Genomic DNA, 25,406 nt, shown 5'->3' on the forward strand with positions numbered 1-25,406 from the left:
TTTGTTGGTACGGTATCGTTTGCGTAGCCGGTTTTGTCGTCACCAGCGCGCCAAAAAATTAAAACTGTCAATTTCATACCCGGTAGGCGAGTCATCGATCCAATGTCTGGCAACCGGGAGGTATAACTTTATTGGAGTAAGTAAGATGCAAAAGCTAGCTGAGCTGTATCGCGGAAAGGCAAAAACGGTCTACACCACGGAAAACCCTGATCTGTTGGTGCTGGAATTCCGTAACGATACATCAGCCCTGGATGGTCAGCGCATTGAGCAGTTTGATCGCAAAGGCATGGTGAACAACAAGTTCAACCATTTCATCATGAGCAAACTGGAAGAGGCCGGTATTCCAACGCAGATGGAGCGCTTGCTGTCAGACAATGAAGTGCTGGTTAAAAAACTGGATATGGTACCGGTTGAGTGTGTGATCCGTAACCGTGCAGCAGGCTCACTGGTGAAGCGTCTGGGTATTGAAGAAGGCCTGCCGCTGAATCCTCCGCTGTTTGATCTATTCCTGAAAAATGATGCCATGCATGACCCAATGGTCAATGAATCCTATTGCGAAACCTTTGGCTGGGTGAGTAAAGCGCATCTGGCACGTATGCGTGAGCTGAGCTATAAGGCCAACGAAGTATTGAGCAAACTGTTTGATGACGCAGGCCTGATTTTGGTCGATTTCAAACTGGAGTTTGGCCTATTCAAAGGTGAGGTGGTGCTGGGGGATGAGTTCTCGCCAGACGGTAGCCGCCTGTGGGATAAAAATACCCTGAATAAAATGGACAAAGATCGCTTCCGTCAGAGCCTGGGTGGATTGATCGAGGCCTATGAAGAAGTGGCTCGCCGCATCGGCGTCAAGCTGGACTGATAGCAATCTAGCCCATTCCCCCTTAGCAGCCTATTGAACCGAATGTCTGTTCAACAGGCTGCCAGAGGGGAAAATCATCAATCCTTCTCTCTTCGCACCCCATTTCTGTCTATTTCACCGAATTACTGCCTTTCCGCAGCCTTCAACCCTTTATAATGTGACTAGGCTGTGTCTCAATTGAACGCGAGCGCCGCTGGCGGTCATTTGAGGGACACAGCCTAATGAAAATCTAATCTGGAGTTTATCTATGCGTTGGCAAGGGCGTCGGGAAAGTGACAATGTCGAGGATCGTCGCGGGCAGTCTCCAGGCGGCGGCTTGCGCGTGCCGATTCGCGGCAAAGGTGGGCTGGTCATTCTGGTGGTGGTGCTGGTTGCCAGCTACTATGGAATCGATCTGACCCCACTGCTGAATGGTGGCGATATTTCACCGCAGACACAGCAGCAAAGCGCCAGGATCAGCCCCAAGGATGATGAAATGGCCAAATTTACCTCGGTGGTGCTGGCTTCTACCGAAGATACCTGGCAGGAACTCTTTCAGCAGATGGGGAAACGCTATCAGAACCCCAAACTTGTGATGTACCGGGGAGCGACGCGAACCGCCTGTGGTACCGGACAATCGGTAATGGGGCCGTTCTATTGCCCGGCAGACGGTAAGGTATATATCGATCTGTCATTCTATCAGGACATGCAAACCAAGCTGGGAGCGGGGGGGGAATTTGCTCAAGCCTACGTGGTGGCACACGAAGTCGGGCACCATATTCAGAATCTACTGGGGATTGAGCGCAAGGTTCGCCAAATGCAGCAAGGGGTTAGCCAGGCGGAGGTTAATCGCCTCTCGGTGAAAATGGAGTTGCAGGCTGACTGTTTTGCTGGCGTTTGGGGGCACCATGCCGAGAAACAACACATGCTGGAAGCCGGAGACTTGCAGTCTGCGCTGAATGCCGCACAGGCGATTGGCGATGACCGCTTACAACAACAGAGTCAGGGGCGGGTTGTACCAGACAGTTTCACTCATGGTACCTCGCAGCAGCGGTATACGTGGTTCAAGCGTGGATTTGACAGTGGCGATCCTAATGTTTGCAATACTTTTGCTTACCGTTGATTTTTCCAAGTGCCGGTGCTCAGCATCGGTATGCTTCTATCAGGCTTGAATTCCGATGTTAGAGAAAATGCAAAAGCGCATGCAGCAGCAGGGCATACGGCGGTTGTTGGTCATAAGCGGTGAACCACAATGGTGCCGGGCCCAAGCTCGGCAAATGATGGCGCAATTGCCCGGTGACTGGCCATGGGTGGGGAATGATGCCCCCGCAGACGTTCAGGGGCTACCAAGCGGCAGCGCGAAAACGCTGCTGGGGCAGGAGCGATTGCATGCGGTTTTTGAGGCGGCGGAAGGGCTAGATGTAGAAGCACTGGCTCAGCTCTGCGGAACATTGCGCGCTGGCAGTTGGCTACTATTGCTGGTACCAGCCTGGCAACGCTGGGCACAACAGCAAGATAGCGACAGCCTGCGTTGGAGCGACTGTTCGCAACCTATCCCAACACCCAACTTTATCCACCATCTGCAAAGAGAGTTGTTGGCTGACCGTGAAGTATCTATCTGGCAACAGGATGAGCCGCTGCATTTGGCACCTTTGCCAATACGCCCAGACTGGCAGGCACCGCTGGGTGAACCAAGCCAGGAACAGCAGGCCATATTGGCACGGCTGCTGGCGGCTGAATCAGGTATCTGGGTGTTGACTGCAGCACGTGGCCGCGGGAAATCAACCTTGGCAGGCATGTTGATGGCCTCAAGCGCATCGAGTTGTTGGATCACCGGGCCAAGCCGAGCCGCCACCGAAGTCGCCAGTGATTGGTCTAACGGGCGGGCGAACTTCTGGGCCCCCGATGCGTTATTACAGCACTGTACTGAACAGGGAAGTGTTGATGCAGGTTGGTTGCTGGTAGATGAAGCTGCGGCAATCCCCGGCCCCTTGTTACAACAACTGGTTGCCTATTTCCCTCGGGTGTTGCTGACCACCACGGTGCAGGGCTACGAAGGCACAGGGCGAGGATTCCTGTTGAAATTCTGTGCTGCTTTGCCACAGTGGCAACCACTAAGCTTGCGGCAACCCATGCGTTGGGCCGCAGGGGATGCGCTGGAACGTATTATCGATAACGCGTTGCTGTTCAACGAGGAACCGCAGTGGCAAGCCAACAGCCCTTCATTGTCCATTCAGCATCTTGAACAGGCTGAACTGTGCGCCGCTCCGCAGCGCTTACAGCGATTCTATGCGCTGCTCTGTAGCGCGCATTACCGCACTTCGCCACTGGATTTACGCCGCTTGATGGATGCCCCGGGAATGCATTTCAGTGCAGCATCGCAGGGGGATGATATCGTCGGTGCGCTGTGGTTGGTGGATGAAGGCGGCTTGTCAGACGAATTGGCCCACGAGGTGTGGGCGGGCCGAAGAAGACCGCGTGGTAATCTGGTGGCACAATCCCTTGCCGCACACAGTGGGCAGTGGTGGGCACCAACGCTACGCTCGCGCCGCATAACCCGCATCGCGGTATTACCTGAGTTACGCCAGCAAGGGATTGCCAGCCGGTTAATTGAACAGCAAAAGCAACGTTCGCAAGGGCTGGATTTTCTCTCCGTGAGTTTTGGCTATACCGAGCCGTTATGGCATTTCTGGCAATCATGTGGTTTTACCCTGGTGCGCATCGGTAACAAAGCAGAAGCCAGTAGCGGTTGCCATACTGCCATGGCATTGCTGCCGCTAAGCGAACAAGGGGAAAGCCTGTGCCATGCGGCGAGCAGGCAACTGGCACGCAACTGGCGGTGGTTGCAGCAACCTGGTGGCCCCCAACTCCCTATGATTGATGACCAGAGTGGTCCCTCCCTGGATCAGGAGGACTGGCGTGAACTAGCCGGTTTTGCTTTTGCGCATCGGCCACTGGAGGCCAGCCTGGGCGCTTTGCAGCGTCTGCTGATGGTGACTGAATTGTCTTGCATGGCATTGCGCGGCTATTTGCAGCAAAAACAGACGGTCGCGCAATGCGTTGCGTTTCATGGCCTGAGTGGCCAGAAAGCACTACTACGCCTTTGGCGGCAAGAGACAGCCAAAGCTTTACAGCACCTCGATACTGAGCATTGCCGCTATTGGCATCTCTGGTCGCAGTCGTTGCAATAAATGGAAGGAGTTATTCAATAAAACCCGATTTTTCCGATTTCTCAGCGGCGTATAGTCACTGGCAGACGCTTGGCATATGGCCTGGCATGAGGAGTTGCCATGAAACATGAATATTTTGTTGTCCAAAGCCCCGCCACACCGGCAGAACAGTTGATCCTACTGTTCCATGGTGTTGGCGATAATCCAGTAGCCATGGGGCAAATAGGCAGTTATTTTGCTAAAGAATTCCCACAGGCATTGGTGGTGAGCATCGGTGGTCCTTTTGCTTTCGGTAATGGCCGCCAGTGGTTCTCGGTTCAGGGGATTACGGAAAGCAATCGTGTGGAACGCGTAGCAGAAGTGATGCCGAAGTTTGTTGAGACCGTGCGTTATTGGCAACAGCACAGCGGAGTGGGTTATAGCGGAACGGCATTGGTGGGGTTTTCTCAAGGCGCGATCATGGTCTTGGAGGGGCTGAAGGCCGAGTCGAAGCTGGCCGGGCGTGTTGTAGCCTTTAGTGGCCGATTTGCCCAATTGCCAGAGACGGGTTTTGGCGAAACAGTGGTTCACCTTATCCATGGCGAAACAGATGCCGTTATCACGTTGGAACATGCCCAAGCGGCGGCGGCAGGGTTACAGGCTGCTGGTTGTGACTTTACCCTGGATGTTGAAGAGGGTGTTGGTCACGCAATTAACCAAGGGATGATGAACAAGGCTCTGGAGCGTTTGCATTACTACGTGCCGCAGCGTTATTGGGAAGAAGCGATGTTTGGCAAACGTGGTGATTTGATCGCGTTCAGATAAACAGCAGGGCGCAATGTGCGCCCTGAGGTTATTTCTTTTTCGGCCAATCGTCTTCCTCGTCCCACTGAGCATTATTATCACGGTGAGGCGGGATTTCGGGTTTGTTGGCGAGAAATCTCTTATGATCAAGACGGCGTAATTCCTTGATCCCGTTCAGGATGATTCCAAACAGTATGACCAGAATGATCCACCAATAGTCAGCTAGCCATTGCATGTTTATACCTTTCCTTCAAGATGTATAAAACGCCTGAATATCGATGACAAATGGCTTTCAAGCCATTGGGCACCGGCAACGTCCTTATCCCGCCAGGATGCCAGTAGTAGCTCAGGTGTCAATAAATGTTCGGCCTCCTTTGCCAGCGGACGATAGCTTAGGTGCCATGGCTCCGCAGCAACGCCGCCTTGATCTTCGGTAAATGGGCGGTAGAAACCAAACTCTGCCATATGTGCAGTCAGCCACTGATCCAGCAGGTAGAAATAGCCACCTTGCTGATACTCCCAAGGCTCTAACTGCAGCTTCTTGCCTTCTGGCAGTAGCGACGGATCGTAAACATCCAGATCGCTGCCCCAGTGATGGCGGCTTGCGCCTGGTAGCGCAGACCAACGCAGAATAGCTTCACAACGTTCAGCCACCGATAACTGCATAACATCTATCGGTTGACTGTGTTGGTTTAACACCGGGCGTTTACCGCCAAACTTGTCGTTCCAGATTGCCAATTGCCTGTCGAAATCACGGAAGGTACTGGCCGGTTGCAGGTCGAAACCAGCGGCCTTTGCTGCCCGCTGCATGTGCTGAAAGGCGGCTACCGCAGTTGGCTGCAACCTGTGGTGACCACACAGCACGGCCAGATGTTCCGTCGACCGGCCTGTCAGCATTTCCGGCATGATCATGCGACCAATTGCTCCATGATACGTTGGTACATACGACTAAGTAGTTGCAGGTCTGCAGCGTGCACGCATTCATTCACTTTATGAATGGTAGCATTGACCGGACCCAACTCAACCACCTGAGCCCCCATTTGCGCGATGAAGCGACCGTCTGAAGTACCGCCGGTCGTCAGCAACTGCGGAGTCATTTCCCCATAGTGTTCCACTGCATTGACCACTGCATCAACCAACGCGCCACGTGCGGTAAGGAAAGGCTGACCAGACAGCCACCATTCGAGGCTGTAGTTCAATTGGTGGCGATCCAGCAGCTCATGTACACGCTGTTTGATCATGGTATCGGTGAGTTCAGTACTGAAACGGAAATTAAACTGCACAAACATCTCGCCAGGGATCACGTTGTTGCTGCCGGTACCGGCCTGGACATTAGCAATTTGCATGCTGGTGGGTGGGAAGAACTCGTTACCCCGATCCCATTCAATGGCCACCAGTTCGTTTAGCGCAGGTATAGCGCGATGCACCGGGTTATCTGCCAAGTGCGGGTAGGCGACGTGCCCTTGAATACCATGGATGCGCAGATTGGCGGTGATCGAACCACGGCGGCCATTTTTCACCACATCTCCCACGCGCTCGGTGCTGGAAGGCTCGCCCACCAGGCAATAATCAAGGCGTTCGTTGCGTGCCATCAGTGCTTCCACCACTTTTACGGTACCGTGGGTGGCACTGGCCTCTTCATCCGAAGTGATCAGGAACGCCAGGCGGCCCTGATGGTTGGGATTCGCTGCAACAAAACGCTCGGCTGCCACCAGCATGGCGGCTAAAGAACCTTTCATATCGGCGGCACCACGACCATACAGCATACCGTCACGGATCGTCGGTTCAAACGGCGGGTGATCCCACTGTTTTTCATCCCCTGTTGGCACAACGTCAGTGTGGCCGGCAAATGCCAGCGTGGTGCCCTGGCCCCGCCAGGCCCAAAAGTTTTGGGTATCACCAAAGTTCATCGGTTCGATGGTAAAACCAATGGCTTGCAGGCGGGCAATCATCAGCGCCTGACAGCCTTCATCATGCGGGCTGAGGGAAGGGCGTTTGATGAGTTGTTGCGCCAGTTCAATAACGGGGCAAATCATGAATTAACCTCGGTAATATATTGCTGATAGCTGTCGGTACTGAATCCCAGCAGGGTATGGCCATTGCCGTCATCCAATAGTGGTCGTTTGATGATCGCTGGTTGTTCCAGCATCAGGGCAATGGCGGCATCGGCGTTGTCACAGGTGGAGCGCTGCGCTTCATCCAGTTTGCGCCAGGTGGTGCCGCGTGTGTTGAGCAGAGGCTGCCAGCCAAGGCGTTCCACAAAACTCCGCAGTAACTGTTCGTCCAACCCGTCTGCGCGATAGTCGTGAAACTGATAAGCAACGCCCTGTTCTTCCAGCCAACGGCGTGCTTTTTTAATGGTGTCGCAATTTTTGATGCCATAGAGCTTAAGCAAACTTTTTGAGTCCTTATCTATCATGAAGAAATGTTACCTATACATCGGGAGCCGCTTAGAGCAACAGATAACTGGCGATGATCTAGATCGGCAGGAATCATAACCTAGGCTGTGTCCCTTAATTGCCCGTGGTGCCGTCGCAGACCCAAAAGCCCGTTATCAAGGCGGAGGGTGAAGGGCAGAGTGGCCCTCTGTTCAAGCCCGACAACACAGAAAACGGGCTTTTGGGGCGCGACCCTACGGGCTGGGGCCATTTGCGCGCATTGCTGCGTTGTTCGTCGCTTATTTGGTCCACCAAACCTCGCGGCTCACGCCTTGCCCTGTGCGCAAATGACCGCCAGCGGCGCTCGCGTGCAATTAAGGGACACAGCCTAGTATTTTGAAGATAATGCCCCAGTGCAGGATTTCGATCCAGACTACAAGCTAATTATCGATACAGACCGTTCAGCATCCAAGGCTGAGCATTTGCATGAGTATGCAGGTTGACGACGACTCTGCAGGCTTGTAAAAGACGGAGAGACCGCGAAAGGTTCCTCATCGTTGCTTTGAATGCTTCTCCTACTAAAGTCTTTTTAAGTATGTGTATACCCTTCATACTTCAAATTGCTTGGTTGTTGGCTGCGTTACTCGGCCCATGCCGGGCCTCGCCCCTTAGGGGCCGCTGCAAGCAGCGTTCAAATCTGCTTGGCAGATTTGTCACTCACCCCAGTCACTTACCTGAGTAAGCTCCTGGGAATTCGCTCAGTTGCCGCCTACAAGCAACTCGAATTATTTTGGGTATATATTCAACAATTAGATCGTGCTCGAATCTAACTTGATAAAATCCAGCTTTACTTATGTTATGTGTATCAGCGTATTATACCTATGTTAGTAAGATAAATCCGTGCTTTAGGCCATCTACAACATCACTGAATAGCTACTATAAATATCCCGTTAATATCGTACTGCAGTTTTTATTACATTATCGTTAGCTAATATTTAACCTTCCCATACGTAAATATCATAATTTCTTCATATTTCATCTTTTTACATTATTTTACTTTGCAATTAGTGTAATTACTGGTCTATGTGCTAATGTTTTTTTGAGGTTTATACCCTTCATACTTCAAGTTGGTTGGGTGTTGGCTGCGCTTACTCACCCCAGTCACATAGTTATCTATGCTCCTGGGGCCTCGCAAGCTTGCCGCCTACAAGCAACCCGAATTATTTTGGGTATATATGCAGTGCAAATCTATCTTGAGGAGTTTTTATGAAAAGCTATATTGTGATTCCTTTTTTTTCTTTAATGATAACAGCATGTTCTGCTCCCGTGGCTGAGCTTGATGATCAAACGCTTTGTAAAAGATTGGCAGAAGGGGAGTTTTATAAGAACAACTTGATTTGGGAACCAGCATTTAAAGAGTTTGAACAAAGACGCCAGCAGGGAACCATTTCAATAGATGAGTGTAAAGCCATAAGGGAAAAAGAGAAGGCTATTTTTGCAGAAAAGCGAACCGAAGAATCAATGCCTGTTGACTAACCTATAATGTTGTTACTCTGAAATGTTGTTATGACCAATTCAATTTTAAGAATTAAATATAATAAAAAGCCCGTAGATAGTTCGTCCGGGCTTTTATTTTAATGAGGCTTATAATTAAACTTTTAATAAAAAATGTAACTGCTAAGTACTTACTACTGATACTTGATAGAAGCGCTGGCAGCGCTCTAAAATGAACGTTTGTGACATCAACGCACGTACCCGCTAACTTGCAAACGCTCAAGCGCGATGCCCTCTGCATACACCATGCCGGTAGTCAAATCGTGAAAGCCATACTTTTTGTAGAAGTCGAGCTTGTCTGGCACTGAATAGATAAATACCTTACCCAGCGGGGCCAGATCCTGCATAACGCGATCCATTAACTGGCGACCATAGCCGTGCCCTTGAAAGTCTGGGTGAATAGCCACATCTGCCAGATAAGATACCGAGGTCATATCACTGATGGCGTGCGCGGTTGCCATCAGCTCACCGTTGACAAAGCCCCAGTAACAGAACTGACTATTCTGATAGACTCGTTGCATAACCTGCGGATCGCGCGCTCCCAATCCTGCAGCGGCTAGCAATGCACATAACTGCTGCCAGTTGATGTTACAGTGGCTCAGTTTGGTAGTGATCAGCATGGTTTTTCATTCCTCAAAAGTCCTTTTTTGTCCTCTGGCACGCTACTACGTAAGAATTGATCGGACAAGGGTTATAAAAACCGGGTAGCTTTCTGATAAATCAAAAAATGTGCGTTCTCCACGGTTTTTGTCCTTGGCAACGTTCCCAAAATGCTTCACTTGGTCAAAAAACACGCGTAGAATTCTAGTCTCTAATTAATGAGGTAGTAAATTGTATGGTTGATCGTGAGTTAACAAACTGGAAAGACTTCATCGATAAGATGTTAGGCAACTAACACCGCGCTGGAGCTTAAATCAAGGCTGATTGTTTTTTATTTTAAACACCTTGGGTAAAAAATTAAGTAAGTAATAAAGCAGCACCGGTTTCTCGGCGCTGCTTTTTTTACGTCTGTTATTTGGTGTTTTTATCGCTAGGTAGCATCTTCGCTTGCTTGCCAGGGAAGCGGCGGCGCACCAGAACAAAGAACAGTGGCACAAAGAAAATAGCCAGAACAGTGGCAGAAATCATACCACCCATCACCCCGGTCCCCACCGCGTGCTGGCTGCCTGAACCGGCACCGGAACTGATCGTCATCGGTAGCACCCCAAATATGAATGCGAGTGAGGTCATCAGGATTGGCCGTAAACGCATACGCGAAGCTTCCAGTGTTGCAGCGATCAGATCCTTGCCTTTGTGGTTGAGTTCGCTGGCAAACTCAACGATCAGGATGGCGTTCTTGGCCGACAAACCAATAATCGTCAGCAGCCCAACCTGGAAGTAAACATCGTTTTCCAGGCCGCGTAGCCAGGTTGCCGCTACGGCACCGATCACGCCTAATGGAACCACCAGCATCACCGAGAAGGGAATCGACCAGCTTTCATACAGTGCGGCCAGACACAAGAAAACCACTAGCAGTGAGATCGCATACAGCGCCGGGGCCTGGGAGCCAGACAGACGTTCCTGGTAGGACATGGCCGTCCATTCCAGGCCAAATCCAGCGGGTAACTGGCGGACGAGTTTTTCCATCTCATCCATGGCCGTACCGGTACTGACACCTGGGGCTGCGTCCCCCACAATTTCTACCGTTGAACTGCCGTTATAGCGTTCCAGGCGGGGCGAACCATACTCCCAGTGTGAAGAGGCAAAGGCGGAAAAGGGCACCATGCCACCGTTACCGTTGCGCACGTACCATTTGTTGATATCTTCCGGCAGCATGCGGAAGGGGGCTGCGGCCTGCACATACACCCTTTTTACCCGGCCGCGATCGACAAAGTCGTTAATATAACTTGAGCCCCAGGCGGTCGACAGGGTGCTGTTGATATCGCTGATGGCTACGCCCAACGCCTGCGCTTTGCGCTGATCAATATCGATTTGCAATTGTGGGCTGTCATCAAGGCCATTATGACGAACGCGGGATAACTGGGGATTTTGTCCAGCCAGGCGCAATAGTTGATCGCGAGCAGCCATAAGCGCGGTGTGGCCCATACCTGCGTGATCTTCCAACTGCATGTCAAAGCCAGAAGCGTTGCCCAACCCGGTAATCGCCGGGGGGCTGCTGGCGAAAACTCGTGCTTCATTGATATGGCTAAAAGTTTTGGTCGCGCGATCAATCACATCGAATGAGCTATTGGCACCTGAGGTACGGAGATCCCAATCCTTCAGGCGGATAAACATCCGCGCAACGTTTTGGCCGTTACCACCAGGCCCAGAACCGATGGTAGCAAACACCGACAACACATCTTCTTTTTCTTTGGTTAGGAAGTATTGTTCAACTTTCTCCACCACTTTGGTGGTTTGTTGCAGAGTAGAGCCAGCGGGCAATTGCACCTGTACTGTGAATACACCACGGTCTTCCTGTGGCAGGAATGAGGTTGGCAGCTTAAGGAACATCAGCGCCATACCGCCAAGCAGTAAAAGATAAATGACTATGTAGCGGATACTGTGGTGGAGCACCCGGGCAACGCCACGTTCATAGCGTTCGGCATTACGTTGGAACATCCGGTTGAACCAACCGAAAAACCCACGCTTGCCATGATGATGGCCTTTGGCGATGGGCTTGAGTATGGTGGCACACATGGCTGGGGTGAGGATCATCGCCACCAGAACCGAGAGCACCATGGTGGATACGATGGTGATCGAGAATTGGCGATAGATAGCCCCGGTAGTGCCGCCGAAGAAGGCCATGGGAATAAATACCGCTGAAAGTACCATGGCAATCCCCACCAGCGCTCCCTGGATCTGCCCCATGGATTTGCGCGTGGCGTCCCGTGGCGAGAGACCTTCCTCACTCATCACACGTTCAACGTTCTCCACCACCACAATAGCGTCATCAACCAGCAGGCCGATGGCTAATACCATGGCAAACATCGTTAGGGTGTTAATGCTATAGCCGAAAACAGCCAGGATCGAGAATGTTCCCATTAGTACCACAGGTACGGCGATGGTTGGGATCAGCGTGGCACGGAAGTTTTGCAGGAACAGATACATCACCAGAAACACCAGCACAATGGCTTCCAGCAAGGTTTTTACCACATCCTTAATCGAAGCTTTAACGAATGGCGTAGTCTCGTAGGCAACTTTTGCTTCTAATCCGGGCGGGAAGTACTGTGAAAGCTCGGCGATTTTATCTTTGACCAGTTGATCGGTGCGCAATTCGTTTGCGCCAGAGGCCAGTTTGATGTTCATCCCGGCGGCTTGCAGACCGTTATAGCGGCTGAGGAAGTTGTAGTTTTCGCTCCCCAGTTCAATGGTGGCGACATCACCTAGCGTGACCAGAGAACCATCCTGATTAACGCGCAGCGTGATCTGGCGGAATTGCTCGGGTGTCTGCAACAGGGTTTGGGCGTTGATGGTGGCGTTGAGTGCCTGTTTGTCTACCGAGGGGGATCCTCCCAACTGGCCTACGGCGACCTGCGCATTTTGCGAACTGACGGCATTGACAACATCCTGCGTCGTGAGCTGATAGCTGATGAGTTTGTTTGGATCCAGCCAGATACGCATCGCATATTGTGAGCCGTAAACATCCATGCTGCCAACGCCATCGATACGGCTGAGTGGGTCCTGCAGGTTGGAAACGATGTAATCTGCGATATCCTGCTTGTCCATGCTGCCGTCAGTGGAGACAAAAGCCAGCATCATCAGCGTGGTATCGCCGGATTTGGAGACCGACACGCCTTGCTGTTGAACCGCCTGTGGCAGGCGCTTAATGGCTGACTGCAACTTATTCTGTACCTGCTGCATGGCCTGGTTGGGATCGGTACCTGCCTGGAAGGTCAGCGTGACCGAAGCCTGACCGGTATTGGTACTTTGCGAAGACATGTACATCATGTCATCGAGGCCAGTCATGTTCTGCTCGATAATCTGGGTAACGGTATTTTCCAGCGTTTGTGCCGAGGCTCCAGGATAGGTAGCACTGATCCGCACGTTAGGCGGCGCGAGGTTCGGATACTGTTCCACAGGTAGAGAAAAGATCGCCAACGTTCCAGTAAGGCAGATAATGATTGCCAGAACCCAGGCAAAAATCGGGCGGTCAATAAAAAAATTGGCCATGCAGCATGAACCTCGTTATGACTTGTTCTATCTTTGTCAGCATTAGGCTGTGTCCCTCAATTGCCCGCGAGCGCCGCTGGCGGGCAATTGAGGGACACAGCCTAGTTATGGAATATCCACAGCCGGGAAGGATCCAGGCGCTATTGCACTTTACTCGCGATACCAGGATAAAGCGTGGAGAAAAAAAGGAGATAGTGTAAATAACCGTAGTAGAAATCCACACTTGCGTGCCCAGTGCAGAGAAAAAATCACGCGATTTGCGTTCTGTTTGCTCTGCGGGAAAATTGTCATGAAGTATTCTACAGCAGGAGTTTGGCATGGAGATTAACTCAGTATTCGCTCGTCGCCTTTATCTTTGTTGGCTTATAAATAACAGCGAGCGGCCCAATGTGCCCCATTTGATGGAGTTGACCGGCTGGCCGCGTCGTACGCTGCAGGACGTATTGAAAGCGTTGCCCGGCCTTGGGGTAAAGCTGCAGTTTGTGCAGCAGGGCAGTCGTAATAATGCCGGTTATTATCAGTTGGAAAACTGGGGGCCATTGAACAAAGACTGGATCGACCAGCATCATCAGAAACTGCTCACTGCTATTGGATAAATGTTCCCCGGCAAGCCGGGGAAGCATTATTGACTTTTATATTCCAGGTACATCACCGTTGCTGCCACACGTGAGCGCACATCGAGTTTGCGCAGCATATTGCGGATATGTACTTTCACCGTCTCTTCGGAAATATGCAGCTGTGTGGCGACCTGTTTGTTTGACAAACCGCGCGCGACTTCCTGCAACACGTCCAGCTCACGCTCGGTGAGATCGGCAAAGGGGTTGTGCTGCTCGCTGCGCGATGACAGATAATCTGCGATCGCGGAACTGATGACGTTCTTGCCTTCGGCCGCGGCGCGAACATCTTCCAGCAACTGTTCCGGTTCACTGTCTTTCAACAGATAGCCGTCAGCACCTGCGTCGATCAGCGCATAGACATCGCTGCGGGCATCGGAAACCGTTAACACGATAATGCGCGCATCCACGTCTTCGTCGCGCAATGCCTTCAGCGTATCCAGCCCGGAAAGGCCTTTCATGTTCAGGTCGAGCAGAATAACATCCGGCGTCAACTGTCCCGCCAGAGCGATAGCTTCGCTGCCGTTGCTGGCTTCTGCCACCACGTCGAAAATGGGATCTAGCCCAAGTAACTGTTTGATGCCTCTTCGCATCAGTGGATGATCGTCAACGATCATGACTCTGTAATTTTTCATCACAATGAAACATATCCCTCTAGCGAGTAAGATGGCACCAGTATCTGTAGTGTGGAACCCAGGATTAAGATTAGCGGTCATTATCGCAGCAAATCTGCTTGGCTGGGTGCCCTACTGGCAATGAATAATATTCAGTAATGTTAGGCTGTGTCTCAGACTGCTGACAAACCCCGTTATTAGGGAGAGCGTGCCGATGGGGTCGTAACGGCGTAAGCCGTCGGAGCGCCCCTCGGTGCGCTAGGCCCGGGTATCTCGGGTCAGAAGGCGACTTTGTCATCAACCTCGGACACAGCCTAGGTTGTGTCCCTCAGGGCGGGAATGTCAGGCAGACTTCTGTGCCTCCTGCGTCGCCGCGCTTGATAAGCAGCATCCCACCGAGACGAACTGCCCTTTCGTTCATAATGGTCAATCCGTAATGGCCTTCCGGCTCATCGAGGCTTTCTATGCCAGAGCCATCATCGCAAATAGTGATCTCATTATTCCCTGTTGGTGAGGCTTGGCAGCGGATCACGATCTCCTGAGCATTGGCGTGTTTGATGGCATTGAGCACTGCTTCACGCACGATCTGTAATGCATGGACCTGCTGTTGAGCGTTCAGCGCCTGCGAAGCAAGCCGACAGTGTAACTGAATCCGCGCACTGGTCAGAAGCTTTAATGGCTCTAACATCTGTTGCAACGCGGCGTTCAGGTCGGCATCCTGAATACTCAAACGGAAGGTGGCCAACAGTTCACGCAGTTGGCGATAGGCATCGCCTAAAGCCCGATCAAAGTCATCAATAATTTCTGTCGCTTGTTGCGAACTCCCAGCCACCGTGCGCTTCAGTAAGGTTAACTGGATACGTAAGAAAGTGAGTGCCTGCGCCAGTGAATCATGCAGTTCGCGGGCAATGGTGGCGCGCTCTTCCATCAATAGAAACTGCATATGTTCTTTCTGCGCGCGGTTGAAGTAAACGCCTCGGCTGAGCATGTTCGCCACGCTTTGCATCAGATGTGGATGCGGAGGATGGTTCTCATGCTGCCAGCTCAGACTGCCCTGCGGTTTGTCGTCCTGTGTAATGATAAGCGAATGCCAAGGCAGTTCAGGCCGAGGATCGCCAATGCCGAACTGCCATTGGCTGAGGCTGTCTTGCACATTTAACCGAATGCATTGCAACTTTTCGCTTGTTCGCACAATGCCCAAGACTTGTTCAAACGCGCGCTGATCGAGTTGCCCGGCACTCAGCGCCTGCGAACAACTGTATAGCACTTCAAGCGTGCGGTTGGCCTGCTGCAAACGTTCGGTTTTTTCCTGCACCTTCTGTTCCAGCGATTGATACAGTTTGGCTAATTCGCCGGACATTACGGTGAATGTCTGGGACAACACCCCCAGTTCGTTGGGTAATGAAACATCGAGTGGTGGGTGATTAAAATCCCGTTGCTGCATGCGCAGGCTGGCATCAACCAGACGCTTTAGCGGTGTCACCACCTGGTGGCGCATAAAACGGATACAAAACAGCACCAGAGCAATAATGGCGATATAACCCATTACGCTGATTGCCGCCACAATGGTCAGTTTACGTTCAGAATAACGCTGTAGTGCCAGTACAAAATGGTCGATCTGATTGACATAATTGGCCACGTTGGCCTGATAGTCTTCCGGGGGGCTTTCCTGGATCTGCTTTTCCAGCGCCAGCCAGGATTGACGGAGCACCAGGTATTTCTGCCGTACATCTGCAGGCACGTAAAACCGATCAAGCTTAAGCAGCGCAGGGGCCAGCAACGATTGCTGATATTGAGCCAGATGCTCATTCAGCTCACTGGAACCGTTGGTGAGTTCGAAAGCCAGCCGATAACTCTGCATGCGCAACGATCCGGCGATATTTACCGCTTCGGCGTCACGCAGGCTATCGGCCACGGTGGTCAGCGCCAGCCCGGTAGACAGCACCGAAAGGATCACGATGCCGACCAGCGCTTTAGCCAGGCTGCCGGTTACTGAGCGTTTTACGAGCAAGTCAGTTTCCTTGATTTATTGACTGAACCAGTCAGTAGGATTTCATTCGACGCAAAATTATAACGTTTGCAACGAAAATGTACCGCGATTTTCATCAGTCGGACTTTCGCCAAGCGGGTGGGCTACGTTATATAGCTATGTAGATAACGACAGGGCATGAAAAGTGGCCACAAAGTCCTATATGCCCGGTCAGAGATTGATCTGGCGCAACCCAACCCCCGATTTACCTATTAAGAGTGATTATATCCCCCCTGCCTTTAAGCCTATTTTACCCCTGCCCCTGTTAGGGGGAGAGATAAAAACAACAAAGCTCCGGCTCATTTTTTACACGTTTTGCGTGTTTATAACACTAAGGAATAAACGCATGGCCGAATTGTCGCGACGCGGATTGCTCAGCGGACAATGGCGTCATCATTCTGATGCGATCCGTCCCCCGTGGTCGTGTGAGCCCTCCCTTTTTATTGCTGGTTGCACCCGATGCCAGGAGTGTGTCAAAGCCTGCGAAACCGGCGTGCTGATAACTGGCAGTGGCGGTTTCCCCGAGCTCGATTTCCAGCGTGCAGAATGTACTTTCTGCCGAAAGTGCGCAGAGGCCTGTGAGGCTCAACTGTTTTACCCACCGCAATATCAACCTTGGCAGCATGTAGTGACATTTACCGCCCTTTGCTTGGCGTTGCAAGGGGTTGAATGCCGTAGCTGCCAGGATAGTTGCGAAACTCAGGCAATCCGTTTCCGCCCACGGTTAGGGGGCATAGCCCGACCGGTACTGGATACGGCGGCATGCAACGGTTGCGGAGCCTGTGTTGCCGGTTGCCCAACCATGGCGATAGCAATAACCCGGAGTGAGAATAATGAACAATGAATGGCATGTAAGCGGGTTGATGGTTCAGGCCCGGCCAGAAAAACTCCCAGCGCTTATTAATGCGCTGTTGGCAATCCCAGAAACTGAAATTCCGGTAACAGACCGGCAGCAGGGCAAGCTGGTGGTGCTTATGCAGGCAGATCGCTCTCAGGCATTACTGGAAAAAATTGAGTCGGCACGCAATCTGGAAGGCGTGCTGGCAGTGTCGCTGGTTTATCACCAGCAGGATGAGCAAGGTGAGGTAATGCCATGAAACTCAGTCGCCGAGACTTCATGAAGGCCAATGCTATAGCCGCCGCAGCTGCGGCAGCCGGGCTGACGATCCCAACGGTTGCGCAAGCCGCGGTTGGTGGTGCCGACGAAATTAAATGGGACAAAGCGCCTTGCCGTTTCTGCGGCACCGGCTGCGGTGTTCTGGTCGGTACACAGAATGGCCGCATCGTCGCCTCACAGGGCGATCCTGATGCGCCGGTCAACCGTGGCCTTAACTGTATTAAAGGCTACTTTCTGCCAAAAATCATGTATGGCAAAGACCGTTTAACACAGCCAATGCTACGTATGAAGAACGGCCAGTATGATAAAGAAGGCGAGTTCACGCCCATCAGTTGGGATCAGGCCTTTGATATCATGGCCGAAAAGTTCAAAGGTGCGCTGAAAGAGAAAGGGCCAGAAGCGGTGGGGATGTTTGGCTCTGGCCAATGGACAGTGTGGGAAGGCTATGCGGCATCCAAGCTGTTTAAGGCTGGCTTGCGGTCCAACAACCTTGATCCAAACGCACGCCACTGCATGGCTTCCGCAGTGGTCGGCTTCATGCGTACTTTTGGTATGGATGAACCAATGGGCTGCTACGATGACATTGAGCATGCCGATGCTTTCGTGCTTTGGGGGTCCAACATGGCGGAGATGCACCCGATCCTCTGGTCGCGCATCACTAACCGCCGCCTCGGTAACGATCAGGTCAACGTTTCGGTACTTTCTACCTTTGAACATCGCAGCTTCGAGCTGGCGGATAACGCCATGGTGTTCACCCCACAGACTGATTTGGCGATCATGAATTATATCGCCAACTATATTATCCAGAACGACGCGGTCGATCAGGCGTTCCTCAAGCAGCACGTCAATATACGCAAAGGGGCGACCGATATCGGTTATGGCTTGCGCCCAACCCATCCGCTGGAAAAAGCCGCCAAGAACCCAGGCAGTGATGCTTCGGAGCCGATGAGCTTTGAAGATTACAAAGCCTTTGTGGCGGAGTACACGCTGGATAAAACCGCAGAAATGAGCGGCGTGCCGAAAGATCAACTCGAAGCACTGGCTAAACTGTATGCCGACCCCAAAGTGAAAGTCGTCTCTTACTGGACCATGGGCTTCAACCAGCATACGCGCGGTGTCTGGGCCAATAACCTGTGTTACAACCTGCACCTGCTGACCGGCAAGATCTCCAAACCTGGTTGCGGGCCTTTCTCGCTCACTGGCCAACCTTCCGCCTGCGGCACCGCTCGTGAGGTGGGGACTTTCTCACACCGCCTGCCTGCGGACATGGTGGTAACCAACGAGAAGCACCGCCAGATTGCCGAGCAGAAATGGCAGCTACCTGCGGGTACTATCCCGGAAAAAGTGGGGTTACATGCGGTTGCTCAAGATCGCGCGCTGAAAGACGGCAAGCTGAACGCTTACTGGGTGATGTGTAACAACAACATGCAGGCTGGTCCCAATATCAACGAAGAACGTATGCCAGGCTGGCGCGATCCGCGTAACTTTATTGTAGTTTCCGATCCCTATCCCACGGTAAGTGCGCTGGCTGCGGATTTAATCCTGCCAACCGCAATGTGGGTGGAAAAAGAGGGGGCTTACGGTAACGCCGAGCGCCGTACTCAGTTCTGGCGCCAGCAGGTGAAGGCCCCAGGCGAGGCTAAATCCGACTTGTGGCAGTTGGTGGCATTCTCCAAACGTTTCAAAGTGGAGGAGGTTTGGCCAGCCGAGTTGCTCAATCAGAAGCCGGAATACCGTGGAAAAACCCTGTATGACGTCCTGTTTGCCAACGGTGAAGTCAATAAATACAAGCTGGAAGAGCTACCCGCCGAGCAGCTCAACGATGAATCCCGTGAGTTTGGTTACTACATTCAGAAAGGGTTGTTCGAGGAGTATGCCGGTTTTGGGCGCGGCCATGGCCACGATCTGGCGGCATTCGATATGTACCATCAGGCGCGCGGCCTGCGCTGGCCGGTAGTAGATGGCAAAGAAACTCTGTGGCGCTACCGTGAAGGCACCGATCCCTTCGTGAAGGCTGGCGAAAGCGTGCGCTTCTATGGCAAGCCGGACGGTAAAGCGGTGATCTTTGCCCTGCCGTTTGAACCCGCTGCGGAAAGCCCGGATCAGGAATATGACCTGTGGTTATCTACTGGCCGTGTGCTGGAGCACTGGCATACCGGTTCCATGACGCGCCGTGTGCCGGAACTGCATCGCGCGTTTCCTGAGGCGGTACTGTTTATCCATCCGTTGGATGCCAAGAGCCGCAATCTGCGCCGTGGCGACAAGGTAAAGGTGCTGTCACGCCGTGGTGAAGTCGTGAGTATCGTAGAAACCCGTGGCCGTAACCGTCCGCCTAAAGGATTGGTATATATGCCGTTCTTCGACGCGGCGCAGTTGGTCAACAACCTGACGCTGGACGCAACCGATCCTTTGTCTAAAGAGACCGACTACAAGAAGTGTGCCGTAAAACTGGAGAAGGTATAAGGCTAATGGAATGAGCCAGCAACGAGATAAAACACCAGCACGGCGGCGCTTCCTGCGAGATGCGGCCCGCAGCGTCGCCGGTCTGGCAGGAATCGGCGTATTGCTGGGGCTGCAACAGAAGCAGTCCCAGGCACGCGACGGATTGGCTCTGCGGCCACCGGGGGCGATAGCGGAGGGGGCGTTCGACGCGGCCTGTATCCGCTGTGGTCAATGCGTGCAGGCATGCCCCTACCAGACGCTGAAACTGGCCACGTTGCTTTCACCATTGGCCGCGGGAACGCCCTATTTTGTTGCGCGGGACATTCCCTGCGAGATGTGTGAAGACATTCCGTGTGTGGTGGCCTGCCCAAGCGCCGCGCTGGATCCCAGCCTGACCGATATCGATCAGGCGCGCATGGGGTTGGCGGTGTTGCTGGATCATGAAAATTGCCTCAACTGGCAGGGTTTGCGCTGTGACGTTTGCTACCGCGTCTGTCCGCAGATCGATCAGGCAATCACTCTGGAACTTCAGCATAACCAACGCACCGGCAAGCACGCGATGTTTCTGCCGACGGTACATAGTTCTGCCTGCACCGGTTGCGGCAAGTGCGAACAGGCCTGTGTACTTGAGCAGGCGGCGATCAAGGTATTGCCGTTGGAGTTGGCACGCGGTCAGTTGGGGGAACATTATCGCTGGGGATGGCAGGAAAAACAGCGAGCGGGGCATTCACTGGTGCCGGAAGGCCTCACATTGCCAGCACGCGGCGTAAAAGGAGGGGAATGATGGCTAATCCTGTCGCACAAGCCGGGCGTGATGCTCGCCTGCGCCATGGCTGGTTACGCAGCCACCGTTTTCTGATCTTGCGGCGCTGCAGCCAGTTGTTGATCTTGCTGATGTTTTTATCTGGGCCGCTGTGGGGGATCTGGATCCTGCGCGGTAACTTTAGTGCCAGCCTGTTGTTGGAAACGGTGCCGCTGACAGACCCGCTGATGATGCTGCAAAGCCTGCTGGCCGGTCACTGGCCTGCCTGGCTGGTGTGGGTGGGGGCGGTAGTGGTGCTGATTTATGGCCTGATTGGCAATCGGGTGTTCTGTGGCTGGGTGTGTCCATTGAATCCGGTCACCGATCTGGCCGCCTGGTTGCGGCGTAAGCTGGGGTTACGCCAGTCCGCTAGCCTACCGCGTACCCTGCGTTACGGCATTCTGGTTGCCATCCTGATTGGCAGTGCCATCAGTGGCACCTTGCTTTGGGAGTGGGTTAACCCGGTCGCTTTGATGGGGCGCGGTTTGATCCACGGAACAGGGGAAGGGGCACTCGCCTGGCTGCAAGGGTTGGGGGCTGCGTTTGGTGCGGGTATCTGGTTGATTGTTGCTTTGTTCCTGTTTGATCTGCTGGTGGTTGAACACGGCTGGTGCGGCCATCTTTGCCCCATCGGCGCCATATACGGCCTGATTGGTAGCCAGGGGTTGGTGCAGATCAGTGCTGAGCAACGTGCAAACTGTACTCGCTGCATGGATTGTTTCCACGTTTGTCCGGAACCCCAGATCCTGCGTGAACCGGTATTACTGCAAAAAGGCACGCCGCGGGTTGCCAGTGATTCCTGCATTGCCTGCGGACGTTGTATTGACGTCTGTGCTGAAAACGTATTCGAAATCAAGACCAAATTTTACTATTCGGGAGCCAAAAAATGAAAAGCACTGTCCTGAAAAAGCAGTTTTCCCTGTGGGGAGCGCTGTTATTACTGGTGGTTGCCGGTATTTCCTTTGCCGCCAGTGATGTGGATCTCCAGCAATCGCCAGAGGTTTCTGGTACCGCAGAAGGGCAGATCAAAATGCCAAAACAGCAGGAGAAAATGGCGCTGAACTACGTCAATCAGCCACCGATGATCCCGCACAGTATTGATGGTTATCAGGTCGGCAAGAACACCAATCGTTGCTTGCAATGCCACGGTGTTGAGCACTATCGCACCACAGGTGCACCTCGGATCAGCCCGACACACTTTATGGACAGCGATGGCAAGATGTTGGGCGAGGTCGCTCCACGCCGTTATTTCTGTTTGCAATGCCACGTACCACAAACCGATGCAGCACCTATCGTCGGTAATGATTTCAAGCCGATGCCTGGCTATGGGCAATAAGCGGGGGAGCTATGGCCGAACGTAAAAATACGACATCCGAGAAAAAGCCTGGACCGATCCGCCGTTTATGGCGCTGGTGGCGTAAGCCGAGCAGATTGGCACTGGGCACTTTGCTGTTGATAGGATTTGTCGCAGGGATCGTTTTCTGGGGGGGATTTAATACCGGCATGGAAGCGGCAAACACCGAACAGTTCTGCATAAGTTGCCACGAAATGCGTGAAAACGTTTATGAAGAGTATATGGAGACGGTGCATTACAGCAATCGCAGCGGCGTACGTGCCACCTGCCCGGACTGTCACGTGCCCCATGAGTGGGGGCCGAAAATGCTTCGCAAGATAAAAGCCAGCAAGGAGCTGTATGCCAAAGTATTTGGCCTGATCGACACGCCGCAGAAGTTTGAGGCACACCGTTTGACGATGGCTAGTAATGAGTGGGCACGCATGAAAGCCAATAACTCGCAGGAGTGCCGAAACTGTCACAACTTTGAGTATATGGATTTCACCGCGCAGAAAACCGTAGCGGCTAAAATGCACGATCAAGCGCTCACCGAAGGTAAAACCTGTATCGATTGCCATAAAGGGATAGCACATAAACTGCCAGATATGCGCGAAGTGCCTACCGGTTTCTGATGTTTGCAGTCATTAAACCCCGCAGTGCTGCAAAGCCTGCGGGGTTTTTTGTTGCAAATCAGCCGTGGCTGCGTTTTGCTATCGGCATCGGGTGGTACAACGGAAGATAAAGTTTATGACATCAAAAATTGCAAATATCAGAAAACAGCTGCTGTCGGATAATTGGTACGTACTCAACAAATATACCTTCGATCTACAACGTAAAAATGGCGGGTTTGTTGAGCAGGTACGCGAGGTTTATGACCGGGGCAATGGCGCCACCATTCTGTTGTATAACCGTGCCAAGGGTACCGTGGTGTTGACCAATCAGTTCCGTATGCCAACGTATGTTAACGGCAATGCCAGCGGTATGCTGCTGGAAGCCTGTGCCGGGTTGCTGGATGAGGATCCACCGGAGCAGTGTGCCCGCCGTGAGGCGGTGGAAGAAACCGGCTTTCAGGTATCAGAGGTGAAGAAAATCTTCGAGGCCTATATGTCCCCGGGGGGCGTAACCGAAATCGTTCACTTCTTTATTGCTGAATACCAGGAAAACGAGCGGCAGGCGGCGGGGGGCGGTGTCGAAGATGAAGATATCGAAGTGGTAGAATTGCCGTTCAGTGAAGCAGTGGCGATGATTGCCGATGGCCGCATCAAAGACGGTAAAACCATTATGCTGCTGCAGTATCTGCAGATCCATCGGCTGATGGAGTAGGTTTTTGTTCTGATGACCGTTGTCCGTGGCAGCAATATTCGTCGTGTATAGCTCAGTTCAAATTCAATCGCTTGGTCTCAATAGCAAAAAGCCCTCATCAGAGGGCCGTAAGCTCAAGGTGGAGCAGCGCGAGTTGGTCGGGAATTACAGCTCTGCAGCCAACATGTCTTCCAGTTTTTGCTGGTCAACGGCGAACAGACGGATACCTTCGGCAAGTTTTTCTACCGCCATGGCATCCTGATTATGCAACCAGCGGAATTCGGTCTCGGCCAGCGGCGTTGGTTGGTAAAACGCTTCGGTTGAAGGCGTCAGTTTGCGCTCAACCGGCTGTTCGCTCTGCTTGAGCTGTTCCAGCAGATTCGGCGCAATGGTCAAACGGTCGCAACCAGCCAGCGCCAGGATCTGTTCTACTTTACGGAAGCTGGCCCCCATAATCACGGTCTGATAACGATGTTGTTTGTAGTATTCATAAATAGTGCGAACTGATTTAACCCCATGATCTTGCTCGGCATCGTACTCGGCCATTGGCTGCTTTGCCTGATACCAATCATAGATCCGGCCAACGAAGGGAGAAATCAGGAAGACCCCGGCCTCTGCACAGGCTCGTGCCTGAGCAAAAGAAAACAGCAATGTCAGATTGGTATTAATGCCTTCTTTTTCCAACTCTTCGGCAGCTTTGATACCTTCCCAGGTTGCGGCCAGTTTGATCAGAATACGCGATTTATTGATCCCTTGTGCTTGGTACATACCAATCAGCTTACGCGCTTTGGCTACGCACATACCGCGATCAAAGGACAGGCGCGCATCCACTTCGGTGGAAATACGTCCCGGTACGCTTTTCAGGATTTCTACCCCGATATTCACTGCCAGTCTGTCACAGGCGTTAATCAGTTGCGTTTCTTTGTTGCCACCTTGTTGGCGGGCGTAGTTCAGCGCCTCAGTAATTAGCGATTTGTATTGAGGCAGTGCCGCTGCTTTGAGGATTAATGAAGGATTGGTGGTGGCATCTTGCGGTTCGAACTGGCGGATTGACTCAATATCACCGCTGTCTGCGACCACTACGGTCAACTGCTTGAGTGCATCTAATTGGTTCATCTAAAAGCTCCTTGCTCAACGTCATTTCAAGTAAATGAGAACAATTGTCATTATAGTGACCACACTGCACCATATGGCGGACAAATGAAATGCTCTTTTTCCTATTGTTCCAATGGATCACGACGATGATACTAGGCTGTGCCCCTTAACTGTCCGTGGTGCCGTCGCAGATCTAAAAGCCCGTTATCAAGGCGGAGGGTGAAGGGCAGAGTGGTCCTCTGTTCAAGCTCGACAACACCGAGGACGGGCTTTTGGGGCGCTGCCCTGCGGGCTGTGACCATTTGCGCGCATTGCTGCGTTGTTCACCGCTTATTTGGTCCACCAAACCTCGCGGCTCACGCTTTGCCCTGCGCGCAAATGACCGCCTGCGGCTCTCGTGTGCAGTCAAGGGACACAGCCTAACGTTGGCTTACCACCTGCTCGTAGTAACCTATTCTTGCCACTTTGGGAGCCGATCCGCCCCCTTCAAATTCTGCAAGCAACCAGGCTTCAACAATCGACTTTGCCAACTCGTGGCCTATGACGCGCGCCCCCAGCGTGACGATCTGTGCGTTATTACTCTTACGTGCGCGTTGAGCTGAATAGGTGTCATGACATTGAGCCGCGCGGATCCCTGGAACCTTGTTGGCCATAATACTCATACCAATCCCCGTACCACACAGCAGAATACCGCGCTGGTGTTTCCCATCCTTAATCGCTTGCGCCACCTGAAAAGCAATATCGGGATAGCTGCTTGCTACCGTGCTGTCTTCCGCAACGTACTCAGTGACCGGTATATCCCTTTGTTGCAGAAAACTAACGATCACATTCTTGAGTTCTATGGCGGCATCATCGGCGCCAATCGCAATAGGCTGCATAAAGATCTCCTGGCTGGTTAAAGGATAAGGCTGACGATCCCCTGCGGTGCGTCATGTTGATTACCATAACCATCATTAATCAAATGTTCAACATGTGTTCTTTTGTTTTTATCGTTTGAGTGTGAATTAATCATTGTCGTGGGCGAAACATGCCTTATTTTGCCTTAAAAGCAGATTATAGAGGTGTTCTTGAGCAACTTCACACTTTTGAAGGTTGGTGATGGGCAAGAATGTTAAGATTATGTAGTGTTCATTTGTTCTTATAGTGTATTTATGATCATAAAAATGAACCCTACAAGAGGATCGAA

At 52.4% G+C, this 25,406-nt stretch carries 25 protein-coding genes; 15 read left to right on the plus strand and 10 right to left on the minus strand.

Translation table 11 applies throughout. The features are described from left to right. Window positions 1-145: 145 nt before the first annotated feature. The 4 genes from purC (at window position 146) to ypfH (ending at window position 4,812) form a co-directional block, all read left to right on the plus strand. Window positions 146-859: a phosphoribosylaminoimidazolesuccinocarboxamide synthase gene (gene purC, locus SAQUA_RS07665; RefSeq protein ID WP_380672267.1), complete on the plus strand. Its 714-nt coding sequence runs from the start codon at window positions 146-148 to the stop codon at window positions 857-859. A gap of 247 nt (window positions 860-1,106) precedes the next feature. Further along, window positions 1,107-1,961, plus strand: a complete 855-nt coding sequence (locus SAQUA_RS07670; RefSeq protein ID WP_380672269.1) for a neutral zinc metallopeptidase — start codon at window positions 1,107-1,109, stop codon at window positions 1,959-1,961. A gap of 55 nt (window positions 1,962-2,016) precedes the next feature. Then, window positions 2,017-4,029 carry a tRNA(Met) cytidine acetyltransferase TmcA gene (locus SAQUA_RS07675; protein ID WP_380672271.1) on the plus strand — a complete coding sequence of 671 codons (2,013 nt, stop codon included), beginning with the start codon at window positions 2,017-2,019 and terminating at the stop codon, window positions 4,027-4,029. A gap of 99 nt (window positions 4,030-4,128) precedes the next feature. Next, the gene (gene ypfH / locus SAQUA_RS07680; protein WP_380672273.1) at window positions 4,129-4,812 is read left to right on the plus strand and encodes an esterase; all 684 of its coding nucleotides are present in this window, start codon (window positions 4,129-4,131) and stop codon (window positions 4,810-4,812) included. A 28-nt stretch (window positions 4,813-4,840) separates the two neighbouring features. Here the strand turns inward: ypfH and SAQUA_RS07685 are convergent, their stop codons facing one another. Genes SAQUA_RS07685 through SAQUA_RS07700 form a run of 4 tightly spaced genes read right to left on the minus strand, consistent with a single transcriptional unit; the run spans window position 4,841 to window position 7,210 of the window. Beyond that, window positions 4,841-5,026 carry a YpfN family protein gene (locus tag SAQUA_RS07685; protein WP_380672275.1) on the minus strand — a complete coding sequence of 62 codons (186 nt, stop codon included), beginning with the start codon at window positions 5,024-5,026 and terminating at the stop codon, window positions 4,841-4,843. Window positions 5,027-5,028: 2 nt separating this feature from the next. Beyond that, window positions 5,029-5,703, minus strand: coding sequence for a M15 family metallopeptidase (locus SAQUA_RS07690; protein ID WP_380672277.1), 675 nt, complete (start codon window positions 5,701-5,703; stop codon window positions 5,029-5,031). Next, on the minus strand, window positions 5,700-6,827 hold the full coding sequence (gene dapE, locus SAQUA_RS07695) for a succinyl-diaminopimelate desuccinylase (protein ID WP_380672279.1): 1,128 nt from the start codon (window positions 6,825-6,827) through the stop codon (window positions 5,700-5,702). The genes SAQUA_RS07690 and dapE overlap by 4 nt, the downstream gene beginning before the upstream one ends. Beyond that, entirely contained in the window at window positions 6,824-7,210 is a 387-nt protein-coding gene (locus tag SAQUA_RS07700) for an ArsC family reductase (protein ID WP_380672281.1), read from the minus strand. Before SAQUA_RS07700 ends, dapE begins: the two co-directional genes overlap by 4 nt. Before the next feature lie 1,225 nt (window positions 7,211-8,435). Between SAQUA_RS07700 and SAQUA_RS07705 the strand changes: the two genes are divergently transcribed. Beyond that, window positions 8,436-8,705, plus strand: coding sequence for a hypothetical protein (locus SAQUA_RS07705; protein ID WP_380672283.1), 270 nt, complete (start codon window positions 8,436-8,438; stop codon window positions 8,703-8,705). Window positions 8,706-8,911: 206 nt separating this feature from the next. Here the strand turns inward: SAQUA_RS07705 and SAQUA_RS07710 are convergent, their stop codons facing one another. After that, complete coding sequence (locus SAQUA_RS07710) at window positions 8,912-9,343, minus strand: GNAT family N-acetyltransferase (RefSeq protein WP_380672285.1); 432 nt, start codon at window positions 9,341-9,343, stop codon at window positions 8,912-8,914. 215 nt (window positions 9,344-9,558) lie between these two features. Between SAQUA_RS07710 and ypfM the strand changes: the two genes are divergently transcribed. Next, entirely contained in the window at window positions 9,559-9,618 is a 60-nt protein-coding gene (gene ypfM / locus SAQUA_RS07715) for a protein YpfM (protein WP_380673610.1), read from the plus strand. Between the two features lie 116 nt (window positions 9,619-9,734). On the opposite strand, the gene acrD is transcribed toward ypfM, so the two are convergent. Further along, the gene (gene acrD, locus SAQUA_RS07720) at window positions 9,735-12,872 is read right to left on the minus strand and encodes a multidrug efflux RND transporter permease AcrD (protein ID WP_380672287.1); all 3,138 of its coding nucleotides are present in this window, start codon (window positions 12,870-12,872) and stop codon (window positions 9,735-9,737) included. Between the two features lie 317 nt (window positions 12,873-13,189). On the opposite strand from acrD, the gene SAQUA_RS07725 reads away from it, so the two are divergent. Further along, window positions 13,190-13,468, plus strand: a complete 279-nt coding sequence (locus SAQUA_RS07725) for a helix-turn-helix domain-containing protein (RefSeq protein WP_380672289.1) — start codon at window positions 13,190-13,192, stop codon at window positions 13,466-13,468. Window positions 13,469-13,494: 26 nt separating this feature from the next. Here the strand turns inward: SAQUA_RS07725 and narL are convergent, their stop codons facing one another. Both narL and narQ read right to left on the minus strand, forming a co-directional pair. Further along, window positions 13,495-14,127, minus strand: coding sequence for a two-component system response regulator NarL (narL, locus tag SAQUA_RS07730; RefSeq protein WP_380673611.1), 633 nt, complete (start codon window positions 14,125-14,127; stop codon window positions 13,495-13,497). 301 nt (window positions 14,128-14,428) lie between these two features. Continuing rightward, entirely contained in the window at window positions 14,429-16,111 is a 1,683-nt protein-coding gene (narQ, locus tag SAQUA_RS07735; RefSeq protein WP_380672291.1) for a nitrate/nitrite two-component system sensor histidine kinase NarQ, read from the minus strand. A 364-nt stretch (window positions 16,112-16,475) separates the two neighbouring features. On the opposite strand from narQ, the gene napF reads away from it, so the two are divergent. The 8 genes from napF to nudK all read left to right on the plus strand — a co-directional run bounded on the left by napF (window position 16,476) and on the right by nudK (window position 23,146). Further along, on the plus strand, window positions 16,476-16,973 hold the full coding sequence (gene napF / locus SAQUA_RS07740) for a ferredoxin-type protein NapF (RefSeq protein WP_380672293.1): 498 nt from the start codon (window positions 16,476-16,478) through the stop codon (window positions 16,971-16,973). Then, window positions 16,960-17,226, plus strand: a complete 267-nt coding sequence (gene napD / locus SAQUA_RS07745) for a chaperone NapD (RefSeq protein WP_380673612.1) — start codon at window positions 16,960-16,962, stop codon at window positions 17,224-17,226. The genes napF and napD overlap by 14 nt, the downstream gene beginning before the upstream one ends. Continuing rightward, entirely contained in the window at window positions 17,223-19,709 is a 2,487-nt protein-coding gene (gene napA, locus SAQUA_RS07750; protein ID WP_380672295.1) for a nitrate reductase catalytic subunit NapA, read from the plus strand. Before napD ends, napA begins: the two co-directional genes overlap by 4 nt. A 10-nt stretch (window positions 19,710-19,719) precedes the next feature. Then, the gene (gene napG / locus SAQUA_RS07755) at window positions 19,720-20,472 is read left to right on the plus strand and encodes a ferredoxin-type protein NapG (protein ID WP_380672297.1); all 753 of its coding nucleotides are present in this window, start codon (window positions 19,720-19,722) and stop codon (window positions 20,470-20,472) included. Further along, window positions 20,472-21,380 carry a quinol dehydrogenase ferredoxin subunit NapH gene (gene napH, locus SAQUA_RS07760; RefSeq protein ID WP_380673613.1) on the plus strand — a complete coding sequence of 303 codons (909 nt, stop codon included), beginning with the start codon at window positions 20,472-20,474 and terminating at the stop codon, window positions 21,378-21,380. The genes napG and napH overlap by 1 nt, the downstream gene beginning before the upstream one ends. Further along, entirely contained in the window at window positions 21,377-21,826 is a 450-nt protein-coding gene (gene napB / locus SAQUA_RS07765; RefSeq protein ID WP_380672299.1) for a nitrate reductase cytochrome c-type subunit, read from the plus strand. The genes napH and napB overlap by 4 nt, the downstream gene beginning before the upstream one ends. Before the next feature lie 11 nt (window positions 21,827-21,837). Next, a complete protein-coding gene (gene napC, locus SAQUA_RS07770; RefSeq protein WP_380672301.1) occupies window positions 21,838-22,455 on the plus strand; it encodes a cytochrome c-type protein NapC in 618 nt (205 codons plus the stop codon). 115 nt (window positions 22,456-22,570) lie between these two features. Beyond that, window positions 22,571-23,146, plus strand: coding sequence for a GDP-mannose pyrophosphatase NudK (gene nudK, locus SAQUA_RS07775; protein ID WP_380672303.1), 576 nt, complete (start codon window positions 22,571-22,573; stop codon window positions 23,144-23,146). A gap of 144 nt (window positions 23,147-23,290) precedes the next feature. Here nudK and tal read toward each other — a convergent pair whose 3' ends face one another. Continuing rightward, the gene (gene tal / locus SAQUA_RS07780; protein ID WP_380672305.1) at window positions 23,291-24,241 is read right to left on the minus strand and encodes a transaldolase; all 951 of its coding nucleotides are present in this window, start codon (window positions 24,239-24,241) and stop codon (window positions 23,291-23,293) included. A gap of 398 nt (window positions 24,242-24,639) precedes the next feature. Next, window positions 24,640-25,098 carry a ribose 5-phosphate isomerase B gene (gene rpiB / locus SAQUA_RS07785; protein WP_380672307.1) on the minus strand — a complete coding sequence of 153 codons (459 nt, stop codon included), beginning with the start codon at window positions 25,096-25,098 and terminating at the stop codon, window positions 24,640-24,642. Window positions 25,099-25,406: the final 308 nt, after the last annotated feature.

This window comes from Serratia aquatilis (assembly GCF_044865145.1).
Lineage (GTDB): Bacteria > Pseudomonadota > Gammaproteobacteria > Enterobacterales > Enterobacteriaceae > Chania > Chania aquatilis.